Genomic DNA, 23,078 nt, shown 5'->3' on the forward strand with positions numbered 1-23,078 from the left:
TTTATTTCCTCCTCATGATCCAATTAATTTTTTTAAGGTATTAGTAATTCCTTTTGAGTACTCACTATCAGTTATAAGGTGGTGCAAGTTTTTGGCTTCCTGTGTTGCATTTTTGAGCAGATATCCATTCCCTACTGTCTGTAACATACGAACATCATTTCCACTATCCCCAAATGCGATAGCTCTTTCGGTATTTAGGTTGTATTTCTCTAACATAAACGTTACAATTTCATTCTTTCCTGTCCCTGTGGGGATAAAATCTACATCATAGCTGTCTTCTGGATCGCCTGCTAAGGGATTACACCGATTGATATTTACTGAAACGCCGTATTCCTCGCAGATTTTTTCAATTGCTAATAGGTTTTTCTTGTCGTTTATTTCATCTTGTTCCTGATAGTAGAAGTTATGCTTATACCGTGACTTTCCTAATTGAGTTTGAGGATTCAAAAGAATGTTATGATTTTCATGTAGCTGTTGCACAAGTTTTTCAACCTTTTCTTTACTAAACCCTTCATTTATGCGACTGTTCCACTTATTATCTTGCTGTCCGAAGTTATGCTCAGAAAAGTACGTAATTTCAGTTCCAAGATCACTAGCTATAAAATGCGGAAAATATCTAAATTTTCCTCGTCCCATTTTATCGAGAATAGATTCTATACTGCTTCCAGTAACCCATCCGATTATTAGCTCCCCATCTTTACTTTTTTGTTCTAGATAGTCTTCGAGTTCATAGATGTCTTGTTGCTTTTGTTCGTCGATTGTATGCGGAAAATACGTTTCATCAAAATCACAAAAAACAATATACTGAGGATGTTCAACCGTGGATAACGTTTTATACTCCGATTTCTTGCTTAATAACATGAAACAGTCCCTCCATTACTCTGTCTTGTTCTTCTAAAGTAAATGACGGATATAAAGGCAAATGCAGTACCTGACTATGAGCCTTTTCCGTATGAACCAATTGGAGTCCTGCATACTTGTCCTGTACTAAAGGAGTTTTTTGCATATGAGACAGTATTGGATAATATACATCTGTTTGAACACCAAAATCTTCATTTAATTTAGTCATGATATCTGCCCTATCTTCTGTTCTTACCTTAATAGGAAACAGATGCCATACATGATCTTCACTTAATTCTGGTAATTCAATATAGCCTTTATTCTGCAACTCTGCTAATTGGGTAATATATCTATCCGCCAAGAACAGTCTTTTGAAGTTGTTTAATGAAAGGTACTTCATTCTCTCTAAACCAATTGCTGCCTGTAAATTGTCCATTTTTGAATTAAATCCAAAATTGATGACTTTCTTATTTTTCACATTTACTTCAAAACCATGATAACTAAATTGAATGCATTTTTTAGCGAGTTCTTCATTATCAGTTGCTATTGCTCCAGCCTTGCCACATACACCAAAATTCTTATAGGGATTAAAACTTAATGTAGTGATGTCTGCATACTTTCCTAAGTCTGTCAGTCCAATTCCTTGGCAGGCATCTTCAATTACTTTTAATTTATGACGATTTGCGATTTGACGGATATGCTGCATGTCTGAATGTTTTCCGTATAAATGCACAGGTAGAATAAACTTTGTATAAGGAGTTATTGCTTCTTCAATTTTGTCAGGATCGATGCAGAATGTTTGCGGGTTAATATCTACATAGATAGGAACGCCTCCTAAAGCTAACACAGCATTTTCAGTAGCTGAAAAGCTATTAGCCGGCATGATAACTTCATCCCCTCGGTTTAACCCTAAAGCCAATAAACCTATCATAATAGCATCGGTTCCACTACTGGTTGCAATTACATACCTTTTATGTAAATATGTAGATAAAACTTTTTCGAATTGCTCTAAATAGGAACCACTCGTAAATTTTCCAGTTGGCAAAACTTCAGTTAATGTATTTAAGATATCTTCCACTTCATCATTGGTTATTAATCTGTCTACAGGCAAAAAAGGGACTTTACTGATTTCACGATTTTTTTGATAGTTGAAAAGATCATGTTCAATATCTATCTTTTCTTTTAATACTTGTTTCCACCGCTCGTTTACAATACTGTCTTCAATAACAAGTTCTTTTCCTTGTACGTCACCTTTTAAGTGTTTTAATAGTGACACGTTTTCTTTGCTTTTACCTGAAATCTTAACCTGTTTTTGCATGAACAGTACCTCCAATGATTTTATAATCTAAAAATTTATTACAAATTTATCCTAATTTCTGAAATCGGTAACATGTCAACAACTTTTTTAAGGAAGGGAAAATATGCCTACAATTGATGAAATAGCAAAATTATGCAATGTGTCTAAAACCACAGTGTCAAGAGTATTGAATAATCATCCTTATGTGTCGAAAGAAAAAAGAGATATGATCTTAAAGGCTATTAACGAACTTGACTACACTCCCAATTATTTAGCTCGGAATTTTAGGAGAAATAAGACACAAACGATAGCTTTATCGGTTCCGAGTATCGACCATCCATTTTTTGCTCAATTAATAAAAGGGGTCTCTCATGAAGCACTGTTTAAGAATTACAAGGTAATTGTATTTCAGACCTTTTATGACAAACAGACAGAGCTAGAATTATTAGAGTTATTGAAACATAAAGAAGTGGATGGTATTATTCTTGGAACTTTAGAAAATGAATGGGATCAGATATCCCCTTTCTTAAAGTATGGTCCTATCTTATTATGTAATGAATATCATCACTCAGCGGACATCACGATAATTGGGTATGATGAATTTGAAGCTACATACATGGGGGTAGTACATTTAATTGAAAGAGGGCATAAAAAAATTGGGTTTTGTTTTGATACTCCATATAGCGAAGCTCAATGTCAGAGGAAAGAGGGTTATTTGAAAGCTTTACAAGATTACAATTTACATCATAGAAGCGAATGGATATTCGGCGAAATGTTTAATATCGAGGATGGCTTTCGTGTTTTTCATAAGATAAAGGATCTAAAGGACAGACCCTCAGCAATATTTACAGGAAATGATCAAGTCGCCGCAGGGATTATTAAACAGGCAATGAAAAATGGCTTTAAAGTTCCAGAAGACTTAGCTGTAATTGGTTTTGACAACCAATTGATTTGCCAAGTCGTTACTCCGACCATAACAACAATTGATATTCCCGTAATAGAATTAGGCCAACAGGCTGTGTTGAAAATCATCGAGTCCATTTCGGGTAATGCCTCTTTAAACAGAAGAATTATTAAACTGCCAACAAAGCTTATTATAAGAGAATCAACGTAACGATAGATTTCCCTTTATCATTTTATATCTTTATATAAGAAAAAGAGGTTATTCATTTTAACCTCTTTTTCAATAGTAAGTCGTCAATTATTTCTTTCATTTCACCCTCTGGCAGCACTCACTTCAAATCTGATCCATTAACAACGAAATATCCACTTATATTTCCCCATCTCGATGGTTTCCGAATTAAAAGTTCTTGAACCCTTTTTTCAACTAGGCATTACTGCCGCTGATCGAGCTCTTTTTGTCTTTTTTTTCACCATGAAGATGGTGAAGCAGGCGATAAAACGGCGGCAGCAGGGCAATAACCAGAATGACGCGAATGACCTGAACCGCAACGACAAAGGTGGAATCAGCATGTAAGGTAACAGACGTCGTCGCCATCTCTGCAATCCCGCCGGGCGCAAATGCCAGAACAGAAGTGATGAGCGAAATTCCTGTCAGCTCGGAAACGATCACGGCGCTCAAAAACATTGCTGCGATTAAACCGACGGACGAGACAAACCCGACGATGATAATACGGGTGACGCCGGCAAACATGCTTTTATACATCTTAGAGCCGATCGTTGCCCCGAGAAATACTTGTGATACATGGTTAGCTTGTGACGGCCACCATGCCGTCATGTCGTGCCCTGTCACCGCAGCTCCGCCAACATGTACAATTGCTACACCGAGCATGCTGCCGAGCAGCCATGGAGCTGGAAATTTTAAAAATTTCGCAGCTTTGCAAGCTCCCCAGGCAGCGAGAATAAGAATGACGGTCCACAAAACGGGAGCGAGCCTAAAATCTGTCGTTGCAGAAGAAATCGTCTCTGCTGCGGCACTTGCGGTACGATCTTGTTTTGTATAGATCAGAATGACTAAAAACGGAATGGAAAGCACCACGAGCAGCACACGCATCATTTGAACGAGGCTGACTATAGCGGTATTGGCGCCTACTTCCTGTGCGATGCTCGGCATGGCGGAAAGCCCGCCGGGAGCGGTGCCGACAAAGCTAGTCATCATATCCGTTTTGCTGAAACGCCAAAGCACATATCCTGACAGCATGGCCAGCAGGATAGACAATATCAGCATAACGCCGACTGAAAACCAATGGTCTTTGAGAACAGAGAGAACGGATAAATTCAGCTTTTGGCCCAATTCGATGCCGAGGATCATCTGCCCGAGGGCGAGCCATCGTCGGTTAATTCCTTTTTGGTCTGGTGCCATCATCAGCCATGCCGGCCGTATCATGGCGAGGCAGCAGGCGACAATCAGTGTTCCGATCATCCATCCAATTGATATTCCGGTTAATGAAAGAATAAACCCCCCGGCTGCACTGATTGCGATAAACCATAGATCTTTAAGGAGATTTTCGTCTTTCTTCAATGTAAAACCCTTCTTCCTTTTTCACGTAACACTCCAATTGTTCACGTAGTGAATGTATTTATTACTATAGTATATTTTTGTTGATAAAGAAATTATGAATTATTTTCTATAAGCGATTCACTTTTCTTATGACCTTGTGTTCGAGCTTCTCTATTGTGTAAGTTAGAGATAAACCCGCTGTCAGCAGACATACAGCAAGAGCGTAAAAAATCACTTCTCCGCCAAATGATGTCAGGATCAGCCCGCCTGCCAGCGGTCCGATTGAGCGGGATATATCCCAATGCAGACCATAGACAGCATAAAACCGGCCCAGCAAATGAGGCGGCGCCAATTTTGATATGAAGGTCTGGATGTGGGTTAGCCCGATGCTTTCGCCAACCGTCATCACCGCTGCCGTCACTAAAAGCATTGTCAGGGAGGTTGAGCATGCGAAACCGGCAGCCGCAAGGGTGTAGCAAATATAAGTAATGAAGAGGATCGTTTTCATTGAAAGCTTTTCGGTCCCTTTGACAAGAGGTACTTGGAGAACACAGCTGAATAAAGCTTTTGCTGCTGAATAGATGGTCAGCATGGACAGATAATCAGAAAACATGTTTTTGCTGAACAGCCTGTATGTTGTTTCTGTTTGTGCATATAACATGCTGATGGGGAGAGAGAGCAGCAAAAGAAGCAGGACAGGCCTGTATATCGTAAAGCTCGCGGACATTTCCGGGGTAACAGCTGGGTGTAGCGGCTTTGTCTCAGGCAGTTTCAGTGCAGCGATCAGAAAGTAGATAAACAATGCCGCAGCATCTAATGCGAATATCCACACGGGGTTATGATTGTACAGCAGCATCCCCACTAGCGGCCCTGCCGTCAGGCCCGCCGAATAGATCGCATTGATAATCGCAAACACTTCCGAACGTCTGCTTTCCGGCGTGCTTTCGGCGATTTGGGCGCGGGAAGCAGGAATGTACAACGACCTTCCGATGCCATTCATGACATAGAGAATAGCGAAAACATACGCATGCTCAGCAAATACAAACCCTGTCATTGCCGCTGATTGAAGAAGCAATGCGGTCAAAATCGCTGTGCGCCGCCCAAGCCGGTCCGTCACCCGTCCTGCAGCGAGCGTCAGGAAAATATCAGCAAATGGCTGAAGGCTGATGATCAGCATTGGCATCATGATACTGCCGTTTAATTGTTCATGCAGATACAGCACCATAAAAGGTCCCATCATTGCACCTGTCAGGCTTGTCAGCAATTCGCCGAAAAAGCGGAGCCGAACGGGAGCGGTATATCTCGATTTTATAGAGTGAAAACTGGTCAACATGTGATCGCCGCCTTTCGCTGTTTGATATAGTAGTAGTGTATAGAAGGGGCGGCGGCCCAAAAAGTGAAGAAAAGAAGAGATAAAAGTTCCCCTTTTGTCGGGAGGTGCGGGGATTGAAGCTGATAGAGCACTACGTGGCGCTTGTAAAAACAGGCTGCGCCGAGTATGGGCAAATGAACGAAATGACGCTCACTGAGATTGCTAACTGTTTATTTTGTACAGAAAGAAATGCAAAGCTCATTTTACATAAGCTGGAGAACAACAATTGGATTATCCGGGAAAGCGGGGCGGGGCGCGGCCGTAAATCTAAAATCGCGTTTCTTCGGAGGCCTGAGGAATTGCTTCTTCAAACTGCCAAGGAATATACCATGTCAGGAAAGCTTAAAAAGGCAAAGGAGCTGCTTCAGCAGTATCAGTCCGTGTTTCCAGGGCTTCAAAACGAATATAACATGTGGCTTTCAGAGGTGTTCGGATTTGTGACGGAGACGGGCGAGAATGGGACGAAGGATGTTCTGCGGCTGTTCATCGCGCCTGAATCTGTCAGCAGTTTGGATCCATGCCAAATATTTTTGCGGTCTGAGGGCCATTTCGTCAAACAGATATTTGATACACTCTTGACGTTTGATTCGGATATACAGGAGCCGAAGCCTCATTTGGTTCATGGATGGGAAGAGGTCGGAAAAAAACAATGGAGATTTTTTCTTCGAAAAGGTGTGTCATTTCATAATGGACAGCCGCTGACATCGCGGGACGTTGCGTTTACGTTTCAGCGCTTTTTGGAACTGGGTGACAACCCGTATAAATGGCTTCTGCACGGAGTGAAACAAGTCTTAGAAAAGGGCCCTTATTGTGTGGAGCTCATACTCGATAAGCCGAATGCGCTTTTGCCGTATGCTCTTTGTGATGAACGGCTGTCCATACTTCCGGCAGAACAGGGCGGCGGGAAAAATGGAACAGGGCCTTTTCAGGTGAATCAGCAACACAGCGGGATGCTTGTGCTTGAAGCCAATGAGCGCTACTTCAAGGGACGCCCCTATTTGGATCGCGTTGAGTTTGTGTTTTCTGAGCAAGCCGGAGAGATGAACGGTTTTACCATTCAAGAAAAACAAACAAGTCCTGAGCAGCAAACTGTCTTTGATGAGCGGCATGTTCAGTATTTGTCGCTTAATCTGAAAAAGAAGGGGCCTCTTCAGCACCGAAGCTTTAGAAAAGCGCTCCGGCTGCTGATTTCCTCTGAACGGCTCGTTCGTGAAGCGGGAGGGCACCGAAGAATCCCGGTTACGTCCTTTTTGCATCCGAGTCCTTTTGAGTGGGAGGGCGTTTCGCCATCTGAATTGTTGAAGAAAAGCGGATACGAGGGCGAAACAATCGTGCTTTATACCTTTTCGGAAACGGATCATCGTGAGGACGCCGAATGGATTCAAAATATTTGCGCCCAGCACGGTATCAGGCTTACACTTCAATTCTGTGATGCTGCTGAACTGCGACGGCCGGAAATCGTGCAGATGGCGGATATCATTCATGACAGTGCGACGTTTTATCAAGACAGCGAGTTTGGTTTTCTGCATTTGCTGCTGTCGGAGAACAGTTTCTTGTATCAGCATCTATCTGAAAAGCTGACACAGATATGCTCAGGAATGACAGAGCAGATGTTTTCCATGCCTGACCGCTGTTCGAGAATCAACATCCTGCGTGACATTGACCGGCAGATGATACAGGAGCTGAATGCGATCCCGCTGTATCAAAATGTGCTCCAGGTGACATCAAGTAAAAATGTAAGAGGCCTGGTGCTTGATGAAGAGGGATGGATTGATTTGTACTCCGTATGGCTGTCCAAATAAAAAGAGGGTTCTTTTTTGAACCCTCTTTTTTACGCTGCCATGCTGCGACATTGTTCAGCACAGGCGAAGCAGGCTTTCGCACATTCTTGGCAATGATCATGATCGTGCTTTCCGCATTCAGTGCCGCATGCTTCACAAATATCTGCGCAAAGTGCACAAATTTCTTTCATAAACGGGCTGTCCGTTTGCATGGCTTTGACCGCCAGCGCGCAAATATCCGCGCATTCCCTGTCGAGCCGGATGCATCCGCTGAGATGATGCTGCATGCTTTCTTCCAAGCATTTAGTAAAACAATGATTGCAAGCCTTCATACAATCGATGCAAGCCTCAATACAAGCTTCAGAATATTGCTCCATGGTTGATTCCCCCTGTATGACAGTATATGGTTTTATGTTTCCCGGCTGCATTTGAAAAAAACAGGGGAGTGTGTTTTTAGCTGAGGTGATATGTACATATACCCTGAGCGGGTATATCTAACGTTCCATCAGATAGTATAGGAACCAGACAGCGTGATTTTGTTCATCACGTGCTGCGCGTGTAAAGACGCCTTTCGCTTTTAAGTTTGACGTTTCCTCGGCCGCACGCAAGTAAAAGTCGACGGTTTCTTGTTCATCTTTAAAAGCGGCGTCCAGTCCTCTTGTGAAATTGTCCGGGCATTCTTCCGTTTGTTTCGGCATGATGTGTTTGCCGGTAATTGAACCATACAGTGTGGAAAATTCACGGAGGTGGCGAATCTCGTCACGCCTGATTTCTTCAACCTGTTTTCTGATTTCATCGCTGTGGGCGAGTTCGGCAAGCTTGCGGTAGCATTGAATTGCACTGAATTCTCCGTTGATGGCCTTCTGCAAATTCCGAATCAAAACAGGATCTTCCCTGTATGGCACCGGATAGGGATAGTAGCTGTAATGCAAGGGGATTCAACTCCATTCTTAGGAATTGGGCTTCTGTAAAAGCATATGTTGGGCAGGGAGAGATGTGCGGAGATAATCAGCTTTTTATATGTGAAAAGGCCGTTTTTACCAATAGATCAGATTGGTCATTTTCGTCAACATTCGATAAAATATATAGAGATAAAAAGAGAGGGGTCTTCTAATTTGGGAGCAGAGTTTTTAGTAGGCAGGTCCGGGAGTGGAAAAACGAAGCTGATCATCAACAGCATTCAGGATGAATTGCGCCGGGCTCCATTCGGGAAGCCGATCATTTTTCTAGTCCCGGATCAAATGACGTTTTTAATGGAATACGAGCTTGCTAAAACGCCAGATATGGGCGGGATGATACGCGCTCAAGTGTTCAGTTTTTCACGATTGGCCTGGCGCGTCCTCCAGCATACGGGAGGAATGAGCAGGCCGTTTCTGACGAGCACCGGCGTACAAATGCTCCTGCGGAAGCTCATTGAGGAGCATAAACAGGAGTTCAAAGTCTATCAAAAAGCGAGTGACAAAAGCGGGTTTACCGCACAGGTTGAGCGGATGCTGACAGAGTTTAAGCGCTATTGTCTGGAACCGGAGGATATCCGCCGGATGGCAGAAAGCGGAACGGCTTCCGAGTATCGCGGAGAACGTGTTTTATCTGAAAAGCTCCATGACTTATCAATTCTGTATCAGCAAATGGAAAAAAGCCTCGCAGACCAATATCTTCACTCTGAGGATTATTTGACATTGCTGGCAGAGCATATCCCGCTTGCGGAAGATATAAAAGGCGCCCATATCTATGTGGATGGCTTTTATCAGTTTACACCGCAGGAATTCAGGGTGTTGGAGCAGCTTATGGTTCATGCGGAGCATATCACGTTTGCGCTCACAGCGGACAAGCCGTCATATGAGCGGGAGCCGCATGAACTGGAATTGTTCAGAATGACGGGGAAAACCTATTACCGCCTGCATCAGAAGGCGAAGGAACTGAATTTGGACATTACGTATAAAGAGCTGAGCGGGACTGAGCGGCATACAAAGACGCCGGAATTGGCGCATCTAGAGGCACAGTATGAAGCGCGTCCGGCCGTTCCATACGCAGAAAAACAAGAAGCCCTTACTGTGATGCAGGCCGCAAACAGACGAGCTGAGCTGGAAGGCATTGCCCGGGAAATTCACGCCCTAGTCAGAGAGAAGGGATATCGCTATAAGGATGTAGCAATTCTTGCGCGCCAGCCGGAAGACTACAAGGATATGGTGAAGGAAGTTTTCGCAGATTACGAGATTCCTTATTTCATTGACGGAAAAGCATCTATGCTGAACCACCCGTTAATCGAATTTATCCGGTCAAGCCTTGATGTTCTGAAAGGGAATTGGCGTTATGAAGCGGTGTTTCGCTGCGTGAAAACCGAACTGCTATTCCCGCTCAATGAACCGAAGGCCAAAGTGAGAGAACAGGTCGATCAGCTCGAAAATTACTGTATCGCCTATGGTATTAAAGGCGACTGCTGGACAAAGGGCGATCGTTTCCAATACAGGCGTTTTGTGTCATTGGATGATGATTTTGCACAGACTGATCAGGAAATCGAAATGGAAAACATGTTGAATGACACCCGCGATTGGATTGTTCCGCCGCTTTTTCAGCTTCAAAAACGCATGAAAAAAGCGAAGACGGTTCAAGAGAAGGCAGAGGCGCTCTATCGTTATTTAGAAGAGACGGATGTGCCGCTGAAGCTGGATCAGGAAAGGCAGCGTGCTGAGGATGACGGCAGAATCATTGAAGCGCAGCAGCATCAGCAGGCGTGGGACGCAGTCATTCAGCTGCTTGAGGAGTTTGTTGAAATGATGGGAGATGATGAGATTTCTCTTGATTTGTTTCAGCAAATGATAGAAGCCGGCGCGGAGTCGCTTACATTTTCTCTTATTCCGCCCGCGCTTGACCAGGTGTTTGTCGGCAATATGGATTTGTCCAGAATGTATGGCACCTCCTGCACCTTTGTGCTCGGGGCAAACGACGGCGTTCTGCCGGCACGCCCTGATGAAAACGGGGTCCTGTCGGATGATGACCGGGAATGGCTGAAAACGATTGGGGTTGAGCTATCCTCAGGCGGACGGGAGCGTTTGCTTGATGAACATTTCCTCATCTACATGGCGTTTTCAAGTCCGTCTGACCGGCTTTACGTATCGTATCCGATTGCTGATGCAGAAGGAAAAACGCTTTTGCCGTCGATGATCGTTAAGCGGCTGGAAGAACTGTTTCCGCATCATAAGGAGCGCCTGTTAACAAATGAACCTGAACAGGTCAGCGATGAGGAACAGCTGATGTATGTTGTGAATAAAAGCGTGGCACAGTCCTTTACCGCGAGCCAGCTCAGGTTATGGACTCGGGAATACGACATCAGCGACGTCTGGTGGAGCACGTACAATGTGCTGATGAGTGAGCAGGACAGGCTGCAATCGAAAAAGCTGTTCTCAAGCCTTTTTTTCCGGAATGAAGTGAAGCAGCTTGAACGCAGCGTGTCGAGACAGCTCTATGGTGAACGCATTCAGGGCAGTGTATCGAGAATGGAAACCTTTAACGCGTGTCCGTTTTCCCATTTTGCGTCACACGGGCTGCATCTGAAGGAACGGCAATTCTTCAAGCTTGAAGCACCGGATATCGGCCAGCTGTTTCATTCCAGCTTAAAGCTGATTTCAGACAGGCTGCGTGAGCAAAAGCTGGATTGGCGCGATTTAACGAAAGAGCAGTGCGAGCTGTTTTCCTATGATGCGGTAGAGCGGCTGGCACCGAAACTGCAAAAGGAAATTCTGCTCAGCTCAAACCGGCATTATTATGTGAAAGAAAAACTGCAAAAAATTGTGACACGTGTGTCCGGCATTTTAAGCGAGCATGCGAAAGCGAGCGGATTCGTACCGATCGGGCTTGAATTGGGCTTTGGAGGAAAAGGGCCGCTTCCGCCGCTGACCTTTCAACTGAAAAACGGCTGTACGATGGAACTCGTCGGGCGAATTGACCGTGTTGATAAGGCTGAAAGCTCAAAAGGCCTGCTCCTCAGGATTGTCGATTATAAATCAAGCGACAAAGGCCTTGACTTAGCGGAAGTATATTACGGATTGGCACTGCAAATGCTGACGTACCTTGATTTATCGATTACACATTCAGCTGACTGGCTCGGGATGAGGGCGACGCCTGCCGGAGTGCTGTATTTCCATATTCATGACCCGATGATTCAATCTAATCTCCCGCTTGGGCTTGACGAGATTGAACAGGAGATCTTTAAGAAATTTAAAATGAAGGGCTTGCTCCTCGGTGATCAGGAAGTGGTTCGCCTCATGGATACAACCCTTCAAGAGGGACGTTCAAATATCATAAACGCCGGCTTGAAAAAAGACGGATCTCTCAGATCAGACTCGGCAGCAGTCGGTGAAAAGGAATTTGATCTTTTGACAAAGCATGTGCGCCGCACCTTCCAGGAAGCGGGCGAACAAATCACCGACGGACGCGTATCCATTGAGCCGTACAAAATGAAGAACAAGACGCCGTGCACATACTGTGCGTTCAAATCAGTATGCCAATTTGATGAATCACTGGAAGAAAACGAGTATCGCCCATTAAAGGCTGAAAAGGACAAGACGATACTTGAGTGGATAAAAAAGGAGGCGGATGGCAATGAACATTCCTAAACCGGCCGACAGCACATGGACAGATGACCAATGGAATGCCATTGTTTCAACCGGCCAGGATATTCTTGTGGCAGCGGCTGCGGGCTCTGGTAAAACCGCTGTGCTCGTTGAACGAATGATTCGGAAAATCACCGCGGAGGAAAACCCAATAGATGTAGACCGTCTTCTCGTTGTGACATTTACAAACGCCTCAGCGGCAGAGATGAAGCACCGAATCGCAGAAGCCTTGGAAAAAGAGCTTGTACAGCGCCCCGGCTCGCTGCATATTAGACGCCAGCTTTCTCTTTTGAACCGGGCCAGCATTTCGACGCTCCATTCCTTTTGCCTGCAAGTGCTGAAGAAATATTACTACTTGATCGATCTTGATCCGGGCTTTCGGATAGCTGATCAGACGGAAGGTGAGCTACTGGGGGATGAAGTGCTTGACGAGCTGTTTGAAGACGAATACGCAAAGGGCGAAAAGGCGTTTTTTGAGCTTGTTGACCGCTATACGACAGACCGGCATGATCTGGATCTGCAATTTCTCGTTAAACAGGTGTACGAGTATTCCCGATCCCATCCCAACCCGGAGGCGTGGCTGGAAAGTTTTGTTCATTTGTATGATGTATCAGAAAAGAGCGCCATCGAGGAGCTGCCGTTTTATCAATATGTCAAAGAAGATATTGCAATGGTGCTTAACGGGGCGAAGGAAAAGCTCTTGCGCGCGCTTGAGCTGACGAAAGCGCCGGGCGGCCCGGCGCCGCGTGCTGACAATTTTCTTGATGATCTTGCGCAGATTGATGAACTGATTCAGCATCAGGACGATTTCAGTGAACTATATAAGCGGGTGCCCGCCGTCTCTTTTAAGCGTGCTAAAGCAGTAAAAGGGGATGAGTTCGATCCAGCGCTCCTTGATGAGGCGACAGATTTGAGAAACGGCGCAAAAAAACTGCTTGAAAAGCTCAAAACCGACTACTTCACGCGAAGTCCTGAACAGCACTTGAAAAGCCTAGCCGAGATGAAGCCTGTCATTGAAACGCTCGTACAGCTTGTCATCAGCTATGGAAAACGATTCGAAGCTGCGAAACAGGAAAAATCAATCATCGATTTTTCTGATTTGGAGCATTACTGTTTAGCGATTTTGACAGCTGAGAATGACAAAGGTGAATGTGAGCCGAGCGAGGCTGCAAGGTTTTATCAGGAACAGTTTCATGAGGTGCTCGTTGACGAATATCAGGATACCAACCTTGTGCAGGAATCGATTCTGCAGCTCGTCACAAGCGGGCCGGAGGAGACTGGCAACCTGTTTATGGTAGGAGATGTCAAACAGTCGATTTATCGATTCAGGCTTGCGGAGCCGCTTCTTTTCCTCTCTAAATACAAACGGTTTACAGAGAGCGGAGAAGGCACGGGGCGGAAAATCGATTTAAATAAAAATTTCCGAAGCCGGGCTGATATTTTAGACAGCACCAACTTTTTATTTAAACAGCTGATGGGCGGCAAAATCGGTGAGGTCGATTATGACGAGCAGGCTGAGCTGAAGCTTGGTGCGGCGTATCCGGACAATGAAGAGACGGAAACAGAGCTGCTGCTGATCGACAACGCAGAAGATACGGATGCAAGCGAGGAAGCAGAAGAGCTTGAAACGGTGCAGTTTGAGGCAAAAGCCATCGCTAAGGAAATTCGCAAGCTGATTTCATCGCCATTTAAGGTGTATGACGGAAAAAAGAAAACACATCGCAATATTCAATACCGAGATATCGTGATTTTGCTCCGTTCGATGCCGTGGGCTCCGCAAATCATGGAGGAGCTGAGAGCACAGGGCATACCGGTTTACGCCAATTTAACGTCAGGCTATTTTGAAGCGGTCGAAGTCGCCGTCGCGCTTTCTGTGCTGAAGGTGATTGATAATCCGTATCAGGATATACCGCTTGCCTCTGTGCTGCGCTCACCGATTGTCGGAGCGGATGAAAACGAGCTGTCTTTGATCCGGCTTGAAAATAAAAAAGCGCCGTACTATGAGGCAATGAAAGACTACCTGGCTGCTGGTGACCGGAATGATGAGCTTTATCAAAAGCTAAATACGTTTTACGGACATCTGCAAAAATGGCGCGCGTTTTCGAAAAACCACTCAGTATCTGAGCTGATTTGGGAAGTGTACCGCGACACCAAATATATGGATTATGTCGGCGGGATGCCGGGCGGAAAACAGCGCCAGGCCAATTTGCGTGTTCTTTATGATAGGGCGCGTCAATATGAATCAACGGCATTTCGCGGCTTGTTCCGTTTCCTGCGGTTTATCGAACGCATGCAGGAGCGGGGCGATGATCTTGGTACGGCGAGAGCGCTCAGCGAGCAGGAGGATGTTGTCCGCTTAATGACGATCCACAGCAGCAAAGGGCTCGAATTTCCAGTCGTGTTTGCAGCAGGTCTCGGCCGGAATTTCAACATGATGGATTTGAACAAATCGTACCTGCTGGATAAGGAGCTCGGATTTGGCACGAAGTATATTCATCCGCAATTACGCATCAGCTATCCGACACTTCCGCTCATTGCGATGAAGAAAAAAATGCGCAGGGAGCTGCTGTCAGAGGAATTGCGTGTTCTCTATGTTGCATTAACGAGAGCGAAGGAAAAGCTGTTTCTGATTGGCTCATGTAAGGATCATCAGAAACAGCTTGCAAAATGGCAGGCATCCGCGTCCCAAACTGATTGGCTTCTGCCGGAATTTGACCGCTATCAGGCGAAAACGTATCTAGATTTCATCGGGCCGGCTCTTGCCAGGCACAGAGACTTGGAGGATTTGGCTGGTGTGCCAGCACACGCTGACATCTCAGGCCACCCGGCTCGTTTTGCCGTTCAAATGATCCATTCCTATGATTTGCTTGATGATGATCTGGAAGAAAGAATGGAAGAAAAAAGCGAGCGCCTAGAAGCGATCCGCCGAGGTGAACCAGTTCCCGGCTCGTTTGCGTTTGATGAAAAAGCCCGCGAGCAGCTGAGCTGGACATACCCGCATCACGAGGTGACACAAATTCGGACAAAGCAATCGGTTTCTGAGATCAAAAGAAAAAGAGAGTACGAGGATGAATACAGCGGCAGGGCCCCTGTAAAACCGGCTGATGGAAGCATTCTGTACAGACGTCCCGCTTTTATGATGAAAAAAGGCCTGACAGCGGCAGAGAAAGGGACTGCCATGCATACGGTTATGCAGCATATCCCGCTGTCACATGTGCCGTCGATAGAAGAAGCTGAGCAGACGGTTCACAGGCTTTATGAAAAAGAGCTTCTCACTGAAGAACAAAAAGACGCTATTGATATAGAAGAAATCGTGCAATTTTTCCATACAGAAATCGGCGGACAGCTGATCGGCGCAAAGTGGAAGGACAGGGAAATACCATTCAGCTTAGCGCTTCCGGCCAAGGAGATCTATCCTGATGCACAGGAGGCAGATGAGCCGCTTTTAGTGCAGGGTATCATTGACTGTCTCTATGAAACTGAGGACGGATTATATCTATTGGATTATAAGTCGGACCGGATTGAGGGCAAATTCCAGCATGGATTTGAAGGAGCGGCCCCGATCTTGAAGAAACGATATGAAACGCAAATTCAGCTGTACACGAAGGCAGTGGAGCAAATTGCAAAAACAAAGGTAAAGGGATGTGCGCTTTATTTCTTTGACGGAGGGCACATTCTGACATTATAGCGAGATCCATAAGCTCCGGAATTTCAGGCGGAGCGGGTCTCGTTTTCTATATAAAAGAGAGGTGAAAGCATTTGCGGATTTTACATACGGCTGACTGGCATCTTGGAAAAACGCTTGAAGGAAGAAGCAGGCTGAGTGAACAGGCCGATGTGCTGGATGAAATGAATACGATTGTAAAGGATGAGCAGATCGATGCCATTGTAATGGCGGGGGATGCATTTGACACCGTAAACCCGCCGGCTTTAGCCGAGCAGCTGTTTTATGAAAGCCTGTCTGCGCTTAGCGACAGAGGAAAGCGCCCGATCGTAGTCATTGCCGGAAACCACGATAATCCTGACCGTTTGTCCGCCGCTTCACCGCTGACACATGAAAACGGCATTCATTTAATCGGTTATCCGACAACAGAGCCGATTCATATTGAAGTGCCTTCAGCAGGAGAGCTTTTGGCGGTTGGAGCGCTGGCGTACCCATCTGAAGCGCGGTTAAATGAAGTGCTATCCGATACGTTTGATGAAAAGCTGCTCCGTGATCACTATGATGTGAAAATCAGGCAGGCGTTTGAGCATATGACAAGCCGGTTCCGGAACGATGCAGTGAAGATTGCCGCCAGCCATATTTATGTGGCAGGCGGAAACCAAACCGATTCAGAGCGGCCGATTGAAGTCGGCGGTGCATACACGGTGGCTGCTGAAAGCCTGCCGGCAGATGCCGCTTACGTTGCGCTCGGCCATTTGCATCGCCCGCAAACGATCAAGCGGGCGCGGACGCTTGCGCGTTATTCAGGATCTCCGCTCGCCTACAGCTTTTCTGAAGCGGGCTACGCTAAATCAGTGACGATTGTGGACGCAAAGCCTGGGGAAGAGGCCACTTGGCAAGAGGTGTTATTATCAAGCGGCAAGCCACTTGTGAAGTGGAAAGCGGCAAATGGATTAAGTGAGGTGTACAGCTGGCTGGATGAAGGCAGAGATCAGAATGCTTGGATTGACTTGGAAATCCGTGTCGCGGACCAGCTGTCACTTGAAGAGATTCACAGGCTGCGGAAGGCGCACCCGGGCTTTATCCATATCAGGCCGGTTTTTGAAGAACAGAACAAAGACCGGGAACGGATCGAGGTTAAACATGTCTCAATCGAGGACCGCTTTAAGAAATTTTATGAAAAACAAACTGGCGGTGCGGTGCCGGATGAAGAAATGGTGAAGCTGTTTTTAGAGCTTGCATCAGGCGTTGAAGAGGAGGATGCGAAATGAAGCCGATCGCCTTAAGCATTAAGGGGCTCCACAGCTTTAGAGAGGAGCAGACGATAGATTTTGAAGGCCTTTCCGGTGCCGGTGTTTTCGGCATTTTCGGCCCGACAGGAAGCGGTAAATCCTCTATTCTCGACGCAATGACGCTTGCTTTATACGGAAAGGTGGAACGGGCGGCGAATAATACGCACGGTATCTTAAATCACGCCGAAGATACGCTGTCTGTTTCCTTTACCTTTGCGCTTCAGTCGAATCATCAAATCTCATACAAAGTCGAGCGTGTGTTTAAGAGAACGGATGAAATGAAGGTAAAAACGGCACTTTGCCGCTTCATCGAAATCAAGGATGAGCATACGGTGCTGGCTGATAAAGCCAGCGAAGTGAATAAAAGAGTTGAGGAGCTCTTGGGGCTGACGATCGACGATTTTACGAGAGCGGTGGTGCTGCCCCAAGGGAAGTTTGCTGAATTTCTGTCTTTAAAAGGGGCAGAGCGCAGGCATATGCTTCAGCGTTTATTTAATTTGGAGCAATATGGAGACAGGCTTGTGAAAAAGCTGAGACGGCAGGCGCAGGAAGCCAATGCGAGAAAAAATGAAATGCTTGCTGAACAGTCCGGTCTTGGTGAGGCGAGTTCAGAGGCAGTTGAGCAGGCTGAAAAGGCTCTCGAACAAGCGGAAGCCCGGCTGGAAGCGATGAGGAAGAACCGTGATCAGGCGAAGGAGCGGTTTACAGAGCATCAGGAGATATGGAATGTCCAAAAGGAAAAATCCGCTTATGAAGAAGAGGAAAAACGTCTCGCAGAAGAACAGCCGCATATAGACAGCATGCAAAAACGCCTGCTGGAAGCAGAAACAGCAGCAGCCCTTAAGCCCTATGCGGACCGGTACGCAGAAGCGATCCAGCATGAGGAGCAAGCTGAAAAGGAACAAACGCTAGCCCAAAAGGATTTAGCAGACCGGACAGCTTTCTTTCAGCAAAAACATGAAGAGTATGAAGCGTGGCGCCAGCATAAAAGCGAGAAAGAGCCTGAGCTTTTAACAGAGCAGGAACAGCTTTCACGCTTGCAGGAAATCGAAATCAAACTGAGTGAGGCCAAGCAAGAGGAAGAGCGCAAAAAGACTGAACTCCAGCAGAAAGAAGAGGCTCTTCAATCTGTCATGAATGAATTGGAGACGGTAACAGACCGCCTGACACGAGGACAAAACAGACAGACAGAATTGAAACAGCAGCTCAAATCCCTGCAGGTGACATCCAATGAGCGAAAAAGCTGCCATCAGGCCGCAGAAATGGCATTGCGCATCAGACAAACCGAGGAGCAAATCAAAAAAGAGAAAAAACGAAGTGACGAATTGAACCTCGTGCTTCAGAAGATGAATGAAGAGAAGAATACACTCGTTCAAAAGACGGAAGCGGAAGAAAACAACATCATTCAGGCATATGAGGCAGTGCAAACTGTGTACCATTTGGTGTGCGAAACGGAACGCTCATTAACACGTATGACGGAAGAGGCTAGAAAGAGTCAACACACGCTTCACTTACAGCGTGAAAAAGCAAGGGTGGCACTGCTGACAAAAGAGTTAGCCCAAAAGCTGACTGCCGGTAAGCCTTGCCCGGTATGCGGTTCAACCGATCATGATCCATCTGCCTCAGTACATGAAACATATGAAGCCGACAGCCATCTTGAAGAGGACATTAAACAGACAGATGTATTATTGACGGAAGCTGCAGCTCTCAGCCAGGAGATTCTTTCAGCCAAAATTACGCTTGAAGAACAGTCCGCGCGCTTTATTGAACAGTGTCCGTTTTTGCAGACAATTCAAGCGCAGAACCTTGAAGCGGCAGCTTCCTTCGAAAATCAGCCGGTGTATGAAGCATTTGAAACTGCCAAATTTGAATGGAAACGAATCAAGCAGGACATTCTTTCTGTTAAGACACGAATGGCACAAATGATCGGCGCCTATCAGGAGTCTTTAAAAAAGGCCGAGCAGCTTAATGAAAAAATCGGTTTTGAAAAAAGAGAAGCTGACCGTATTGAAAGCATCATCACCGAGCTTCAATCCTCAATGGACAGCAGTCTGAACATGTTTAAAGAAGCATTTCAGAATCAATCTGTGGACGAAGCAGAAAAATGGCAGCAAGCCATTGAAGAAAAGGACCGGGCTGCAGAAGAATGTGAAAAACGAATTGAGAAGAGTATCGCGTTTCTTGCTGAGCATGAAGCACAAAAGGAAAAACTGCGGGAATCGGGACACCGGCTTGAGCGGGAAAAGCTGGAGCTTCATTATGCGGCTGAACGCATAAAGAGCGTGATAGCTGATTATGAGCACGAACTCGGAGATTATGCAAAAGGAGATTCGATTCAAATCAAACTCCGCTCTGTCCAGCAGGATCTAAAGCTGTTAAAGGAAAAAGAACAATCTTTATATGAAGAACTGCAAAGCGCCCAAATGAAGCTCAACCAGGCGAAAAGCCGCGCTTCTGCAAGCGAGCTCACTCTTCAAGAGGCGAAGGGCAGATTGGAAAAAGCAAAAGCTGCTTGGCTTGAGCATACAAAAAACACCTCCATTACCCGGACTGAGGAGGTTGAACAAAGTCTCATCCCAGCTGATGAACTTGAAAAGATGAAAACCGGCATAGACCAGTTTATGGATAAACTGAAGCAAAATGCTGCAAACTTAAAACGAGTAGCAGAGATACTTGCCGGCAGAGCATTATCAGAGAGCGAATGGAACGAAACCGTTGCAGCATTACAAAAAGCTGAGGAAGCATTTGGCGCTGCTATAGAGGAAAAAGGCGCGGCAGCAAAAGCACTGGCTGTCATTCGCGACCATCATAAACGGTTTAATGAAATTGAAGCTGAACTGAAAAAATGGCAGACGCATATCGACAGGCTGGACAAGCTTCAAGCTGTGTTTAAAGGCAATACCTTCGTCGAATTTTTAGCTGAGGAGCAGCTTGAAAGCGTTGCGAGGGACGCCTCAGCAAGACTCAGTATGCTGACAAGACAGCGCTATGCCATCGAAGTAGATTCAGAAGGCGGCTTCGTGATGCGGGATGACGCGAATGGAGGCGTAAGACGCCCGGTTTCCAGTTTGTCTGGAGGAGAGACCTTCCTCACCTCGCTTTCACTTGCTCTTGCGCTGTCTGCGCAGATCCAGCTTCGCGGGGAATACCCGCTTCAGTTCTTTTTCTTAGATGAAGGCTTCGGCACACTGGATCAAGATCTGCTTGATACGGTTGTCACGGCCTTGGAAAAACTTCAGTCAGACAATCTGGCTGTCGGTGTCATCAGCCATGTGCAGGAGCTGCGTGCACGGCTTCCGAAAAAGCTGATCGTCCATCCGGCTGAACCGAGCGGCCGCGGTACGCGGGTATCACTTGAGTTGATGTAAGGGAGGAGCGGATATGGCAAAGCAGACTGCCGGAATATGTGAGCTGTGCGGCCGGAGCGATGTCCAGCTGACAGAGCATCATCTCACACCGAAAGAGGAAGGCGGAGCGTTTTTGCCGACAGCGATGCTCTGTATTCCTTGCCATAAACAGATTCATGCCTTATATACCAATCAAGAGCTCGCTGTACGTTTAAACGGAATGGCTGAACTCAGAAGCGATCCAGAGCTTGCCCGGTTTGTCAAATGGATCAGAAAACAGCCGCCTGAGAAGCTGATCAAAACAAAGAAATCAAATGAACGAAAAAAGAAAAAATGACTAAAAAGCAGCCCTCTCTTTGCAGAGCGGCTGCTTTTATCCGTTTCCAACCATATCCTGATCGTTGACATCGGGGTCTATATAATTTGTCGCGTTGACTGCATTATTTAATAGAAGGAAATCTCCCGTGTTTCCTGCTCCCGAACCGAGCGCAGATTTTGAAGAGCTTTTCGGAGAAAGGTAAAAGGAATCACCAAAGTTTACGACTCCGCCCGATATGGAATTGATAGCTATAGGCCCGACAATTGCTGGCATAAACGACACCCTTTATCGAAGTCTCTGTTTATTATATGTTCTTGGCGGGCGATTGTGAGCGCGGAGACTGAATCTGTCTGATATGTTTGATTCTCGCATCACCGCGGATAAGCGAAGCTGAACCAGCATGTAAAACAGAAGAGGCGGAAACCCCTTGAATTTTGATGCTGCGAACATAAATAGCCGGCACCTCGTGGCAAAATGCGCTTTGTACACCTGTTTCGCGAATCGGCTTCACTGCCTGCTGCTGAAAGATTTGGTACTCCTTTTTGTTAAATGAGCCTTCATTATTGTAAAACGTGGACCGAGAACGCTGAACAGCAAATACTTTTACACTCATATCGATTTCATTTGTGTCGCCAACTTGAAACACACTTGCGATCCCGAGGGAATTAAACTTAACTAGTCTGATGCGTGATATGCGTTTAAGCATTATTCTGGCGCAATCGGAGCAAACGGCCCGATGATAAGAGATTCAGGCGGTGTATCAAAAATAGAAGACAGGTAGATGGATTCAGTGTCTCCGATGTGGAAAACGGAGGAACTGGACACACCGTTCATCCGGATGTCCCCGACTTCCAAGCTGCGGTTGATGACTGTAAAGATCATGCTTGCTCATCTCCTTTCATTTCTGATGGAATATGCTCCAGAAAGTGTTCTACAGCGCGGATGACATCACGCTTCACATGCTCAGCGATATGTTCTGCATATTGTGCAGGCGGTGTATTTTCTTCTTTTTTGATATGGGACATATAATAGTGAATCCGGCTGTCCATTTGTTTTCTGATGTCTTCAATAACATGGTGTCTGTTTGTATCGTCAAGTCTGCTGTCATATTGGTTTTCAAGCTGTTCCAAAATATCTGGGATTTCCTCAGTTAAGTACATGTCGACATTCTGGCGGATCTGCTGCATGAGCTGAGCGCTCTCTTCCTGCTGCATCATCCCGATTTGCGGTGTCGACTGGCTGACTTCAAAGTTTTGGACGCTGTTCGGGTCAGTCGGATTTAAGCCGATATTCAAAGTCCCGTCGAGCCTTTCGATTTTCAGCTGATCAAATTTATACTCCACACGCTCAATGGTAGTGGCCGGCCGCTGTTTCATCGTATTCATTTCAGTTTGAATCTCTTTCAGCTGACGTTCGAGCTGCTGAATGTGAATCGCCTGCTGCTGAACGAAGGAATTCAAGTTTTGCAGGTAAGAGGAAACAGATTGATCATACATGTTCTTCACCTCTTTCATATGATTAACGGCCAGGAGGCTGGAGCGGGACCAATGAACCTGTGTCGGGCTCCTGCAGCTGGAGCGGTTGCCCTGAGCCAGAAACTTCTGGTGCCGGTTCTACATAACTCCCTGTATTATACAAATTTGACAGTGACTTGATTGATCCGGCGCTCCCGATTTGCAGAATGGAGGAGTTGCTGATTGATTCCAGCCGGAGATAGTTGATTTGAATGGTTTGATTAATATAGAAGTTCATGAGCCTCACTCCTTTTACGCATTGGCCACGATCGGCTGATCAACCGCATCATTGTCATACACATTCGTCGCGTTTTGATAATTCATCACCTTGAGGCTGTCGCCGGTATTAAAGCTGCCAGCACCGGCAAACGTTCTGACCTGAGCCTGAGGAGAAATCGTAATGCAGTCCCCGATGTGAACGACTCCGCTCGTACCAATCGCATTAATTTTAAACGCTCCGACAATGGCCGGCATACGAGCACATCCTTTGTTGAAAAATTAAAAAAAGACAGGTAAAGTGAAATGACAATTCTGATTTCAATTGGGCTATTCACGATAGCTTATGACAAACGCACATA

19 protein-coding genes are annotated in these 23,078 nt (G+C 46.0%); 7 read left to right on the top strand and 12 right to left on the bottom strand.

Going from position 1 to position 23,078, the window contains the following annotated elements; translation table 11 throughout:
- Positions 1-12 precede the first annotated feature (12 nt).
- A complete protein-coding gene (ntdB, locus tag AC07VD_RS06305; protein WP_024572383.1) occupies positions 13-861 on the bottom strand; it encodes a kanosamine-6-phosphate phosphatase in 849 nt (282 codons plus the stop codon).
- Positions 833-2,158 carry a 3-dehydro-glucose-6-phosphate--glutamate transaminase gene (gene ntdA, locus AC07VD_RS06310; RefSeq protein ID WP_494721645.1) on the bottom strand — a complete coding sequence of 442 codons (1,326 nt, stop codon included), beginning with the start codon at positions 2,156-2,158 and terminating at the stop codon, positions 833-835. Before ntdA ends, ntdB begins: the two co-directional genes overlap by 29 nt.
- A 103-nt stretch (positions 2,159-2,261) precedes the next feature.
- On the opposite strand from ntdA, the gene ntdR reads away from it, so the two are divergent.
- Entirely contained in the window at positions 2,262-3,251 is a 990-nt protein-coding gene (gene ntdR, locus AC07VD_RS06315; protein WP_086343669.1) for an NTD biosynthesis operon transcriptional regulator NtdR, read from the top strand.
- Positions 3,252-3,464: 213 nt separating this feature from the next.
- Here the strand turns inward: ntdR and AC07VD_RS06320 are convergent, their stop codons facing one another.
- Together AC07VD_RS06320 and AC07VD_RS06325 are read right to left on the bottom strand one after the other, a co-directional pair.
- On the bottom strand, positions 3,465-4,619 hold the full coding sequence (locus AC07VD_RS06320; protein WP_015383286.1) for an AbrB family transcriptional regulator: 1,155 nt from the start codon (positions 4,617-4,619) through the stop codon (positions 3,465-3,467).
- Between the two features lie 106 nt (positions 4,620-4,725).
- The gene (locus AC07VD_RS06325; RefSeq protein ID WP_494721646.1) at positions 4,726-5,931 is read right to left on the bottom strand and encodes an MDR family MFS transporter; all 1,206 of its coding nucleotides are present in this window, start codon (positions 5,929-5,931) and stop codon (positions 4,726-4,728) included.
- Positions 5,932-6,044: 113 nt separating this feature from the next.
- On the opposite strand from AC07VD_RS06325, the gene AC07VD_RS06330 reads away from it, so the two are divergent.
- Positions 6,045-7,772: an SgrR family transcriptional regulator gene (locus AC07VD_RS06330; protein ID WP_494721647.1), complete on the top strand. Its 1,728-nt coding sequence runs from the start codon at positions 6,045-6,047 to the stop codon at positions 7,770-7,772.
- Positions 7,773-7,801: 29 nt separating this feature from the next.
- Here AC07VD_RS06330 and AC07VD_RS06335 read toward each other — a convergent pair whose 3' ends face one another.
- A complete protein-coding gene (locus AC07VD_RS06335) occupies positions 7,802-8,128 on the bottom strand; it encodes a four-helix bundle copper-binding protein (protein WP_134155093.1) in 327 nt (108 codons plus the stop codon).
- A gap of 117 nt (positions 8,129-8,245) precedes the next feature.
- Positions 8,246-8,683: a ferritin family protein gene (locus tag AC07VD_RS06340; RefSeq protein ID WP_130572195.1), complete on the bottom strand. Its 438-nt coding sequence runs from the start codon at positions 8,681-8,683 to the stop codon at positions 8,246-8,248.
- A 183-nt stretch (positions 8,684-8,866) separates the two neighbouring features.
- Between AC07VD_RS06340 and addB the strand changes: the two genes are divergently transcribed.
- The 5 genes from addB to hlpB all read left to right on the top strand — a co-directional run bounded on the left by addB (position 8,867) and on the right by hlpB (position 21,004).
- Positions 8,867-12,367, top strand: coding sequence for a helicase-exonuclease AddAB subunit AddB (gene addB, locus AC07VD_RS06345; RefSeq protein ID WP_494721648.1), 3,501 nt, complete (start codon positions 8,867-8,869; stop codon positions 12,365-12,367).
- Positions 12,354-16,052, top strand: a complete 3,699-nt coding sequence (gene addA / locus AC07VD_RS06350) for a helicase-exonuclease AddAB subunit AddA (RefSeq protein ID WP_217017459.1) — start codon at positions 12,354-12,356, stop codon at positions 16,050-16,052. The genes addB and addA overlap by 14 nt, the downstream gene beginning before the upstream one ends.
- A 71-nt stretch (positions 16,053-16,123) precedes the next feature.
- Positions 16,124-17,299, top strand: a complete 1,176-nt coding sequence (gene sbcD / locus AC07VD_RS06355; protein WP_032725360.1) for an exonuclease subunit SbcD — start codon at positions 16,124-16,126, stop codon at positions 17,297-17,299.
- Positions 17,296-20,688, top strand: coding sequence for an exonuclease subunit SbcC (sbcC, locus tag AC07VD_RS06360; protein ID WP_217017461.1), 3,393 nt, complete (start codon positions 17,296-17,298; stop codon positions 20,686-20,688). The genes sbcD and sbcC overlap by 4 nt, the downstream gene beginning before the upstream one ends.
- A gap of 13 nt (positions 20,689-20,701) precedes the next feature.
- A complete protein-coding gene (gene hlpB / locus AC07VD_RS06365; protein ID WP_129092378.1) occupies positions 20,702-21,004 on the top strand; it encodes an HNH nuclease-like protein HlpB in 303 nt (100 codons plus the stop codon).
- A 36-nt stretch (positions 21,005-21,040) separates the two neighbouring features.
- Here the strand turns inward: hlpB and AC07VD_RS06370 are convergent, their stop codons facing one another.
- From AC07VD_RS06370 to AC07VD_RS06395, 6 genes are read right to left on the bottom strand one after another with little or no spacing between them, the layout of a single operon-like run.
- The gene (locus AC07VD_RS06370; protein ID WP_003233096.1) at positions 21,041-21,259 is read right to left on the bottom strand and encodes a spore germination protein; all 219 of its coding nucleotides are present in this window, start codon (positions 21,257-21,259) and stop codon (positions 21,041-21,043) included.
- 31 nt (positions 21,260-21,290) lie between these two features.
- Positions 21,291-21,692 carry a spore germination protein GerPE gene (locus tag AC07VD_RS06375; RefSeq protein ID WP_032679918.1) on the bottom strand — a complete coding sequence of 134 codons (402 nt, stop codon included), beginning with the start codon at positions 21,690-21,692 and terminating at the stop codon, positions 21,291-21,293.
- On the bottom strand, positions 21,692-21,868 hold the full coding sequence (gene gerPD, locus AC07VD_RS06380; protein ID WP_014476380.1) for a spore germination protein GerPD: 177 nt from the start codon (positions 21,866-21,868) through the stop codon (positions 21,692-21,694). The genes AC07VD_RS06375 and gerPD overlap by 1 nt, the downstream gene beginning before the upstream one ends.
- Positions 21,865-22,482 carry a spore germination protein GerPC gene (locus AC07VD_RS06385; protein ID WP_014476381.1) on the bottom strand — a complete coding sequence of 206 codons (618 nt, stop codon included), beginning with the start codon at positions 22,480-22,482 and terminating at the stop codon, positions 21,865-21,867. The genes gerPD and AC07VD_RS06385 overlap by 4 nt, the downstream gene beginning before the upstream one ends.
- A gap of 22 nt (positions 22,483-22,504) precedes the next feature.
- On the bottom strand, positions 22,505-22,738 hold the full coding sequence (gene gerPB / locus AC07VD_RS06390; protein WP_003233090.1) for a spore germination protein GerPB: 234 nt from the start codon (positions 22,736-22,738) through the stop codon (positions 22,505-22,507).
- 14 nt (positions 22,739-22,752) lie between these two features.
- Positions 22,753-22,974, bottom strand: coding sequence for a spore germination protein (locus AC07VD_RS06395; protein ID WP_003233088.1), 222 nt, complete (start codon positions 22,972-22,974; stop codon positions 22,753-22,755).
- Positions 22,975-23,078 lie beyond the last annotated feature (104 nt).

Source organism: Bacillus sp. GW821-FHT01G09 (assembly GCF_059422205.1).

What these genes read in the sequence shown, in the direction of transcription:
- sbcC (WP_217017461.1), top strand. Translation starts at nt 17,296, where the DNA reads ATGAAGCCGATCGCCTTAAGCATTAAGGGGCTCCACAGCTTTAGAGAG.
- gerPB (WP_003233090.1), bottom strand. Translation starts at nt 22,738, where the DNA reads ATGAACTTCTATATTAATCAAACCATTCAAATCAACTATCTCCGGCTG.
- AC07VD_RS06375 (WP_032679918.1), bottom strand. Translation starts at nt 21,692, where the DNA reads ATGCTTAAACGCATATCACGCATCAGACTAGTTAAGTTTAATTCCCTC.
- AC07VD_RS06385 (WP_014476381.1), bottom strand. Translation starts at nt 22,482, where the DNA reads ATGTATGATCAATCTGTTTCCTCTTACCTGCAAAACTTGAATTCCTTC.
- AC07VD_RS06370 (WP_003233096.1), bottom strand. Translation starts at nt 21,259, where the DNA reads ATGCCAGCAATTGTCGGGCCTATAGCTATCAATTCCATATCGGGCGGA.
- ntdR (WP_086343669.1), top strand. Translation starts at nt 2,262, where the DNA reads ATGCCTACAATTGATGAAATAGCAAAATTATGCAATGTGTCTAAAACC.
- ntdB (WP_024572383.1), bottom strand. Translation starts at nt 861, where the DNA reads ATGTTATTAAGCAAGAAATCGGAGTATAAAACGTTATCCACGGTTGAA.
- hlpB (WP_129092378.1), top strand. Translation starts at nt 20,702, where the DNA reads ATGGCAAAGCAGACTGCCGGAATATGTGAGCTGTGCGGCCGGAGCGAT.
- addA (WP_217017459.1), top strand. Translation starts at nt 12,354, where the DNA reads ATGAACATTCCTAAACCGGCCGACAGCACATGGACAGATGACCAATGG.
- AC07VD_RS06395 (WP_003233088.1), bottom strand. Translation starts at nt 22,974, where the DNA reads ATGCCGGCCATTGTCGGAGCGTTTAAAATTAATGCGATTGGTACGAGC.
- AC07VD_RS06335 (WP_134155093.1), bottom strand. Translation starts at nt 8,128, where the DNA reads ATGGAGCAATATTCTGAAGCTTGTATTGAGGCTTGCATCGATTGTATG.
- AC07VD_RS06325 (WP_494721646.1), bottom strand. Translation starts at nt 5,931, where the DNA reads ATGTTGACCAGTTTTCACTCTATAAAATCGAGATATACCGCTCCCGTT.
- ntdA (WP_494721645.1), bottom strand. Translation starts at nt 2,158, where the DNA reads ATGCAAAAACAGGTTAAGATTTCAGGTAAAAGCAAAGAAAACGTGTCA.
- gerPD (WP_014476380.1), bottom strand. Translation starts at nt 21,868, where the DNA reads ATGATCTTTACAGTCATCAACCGCAGCTTGGAAGTCGGGGACATCCGG.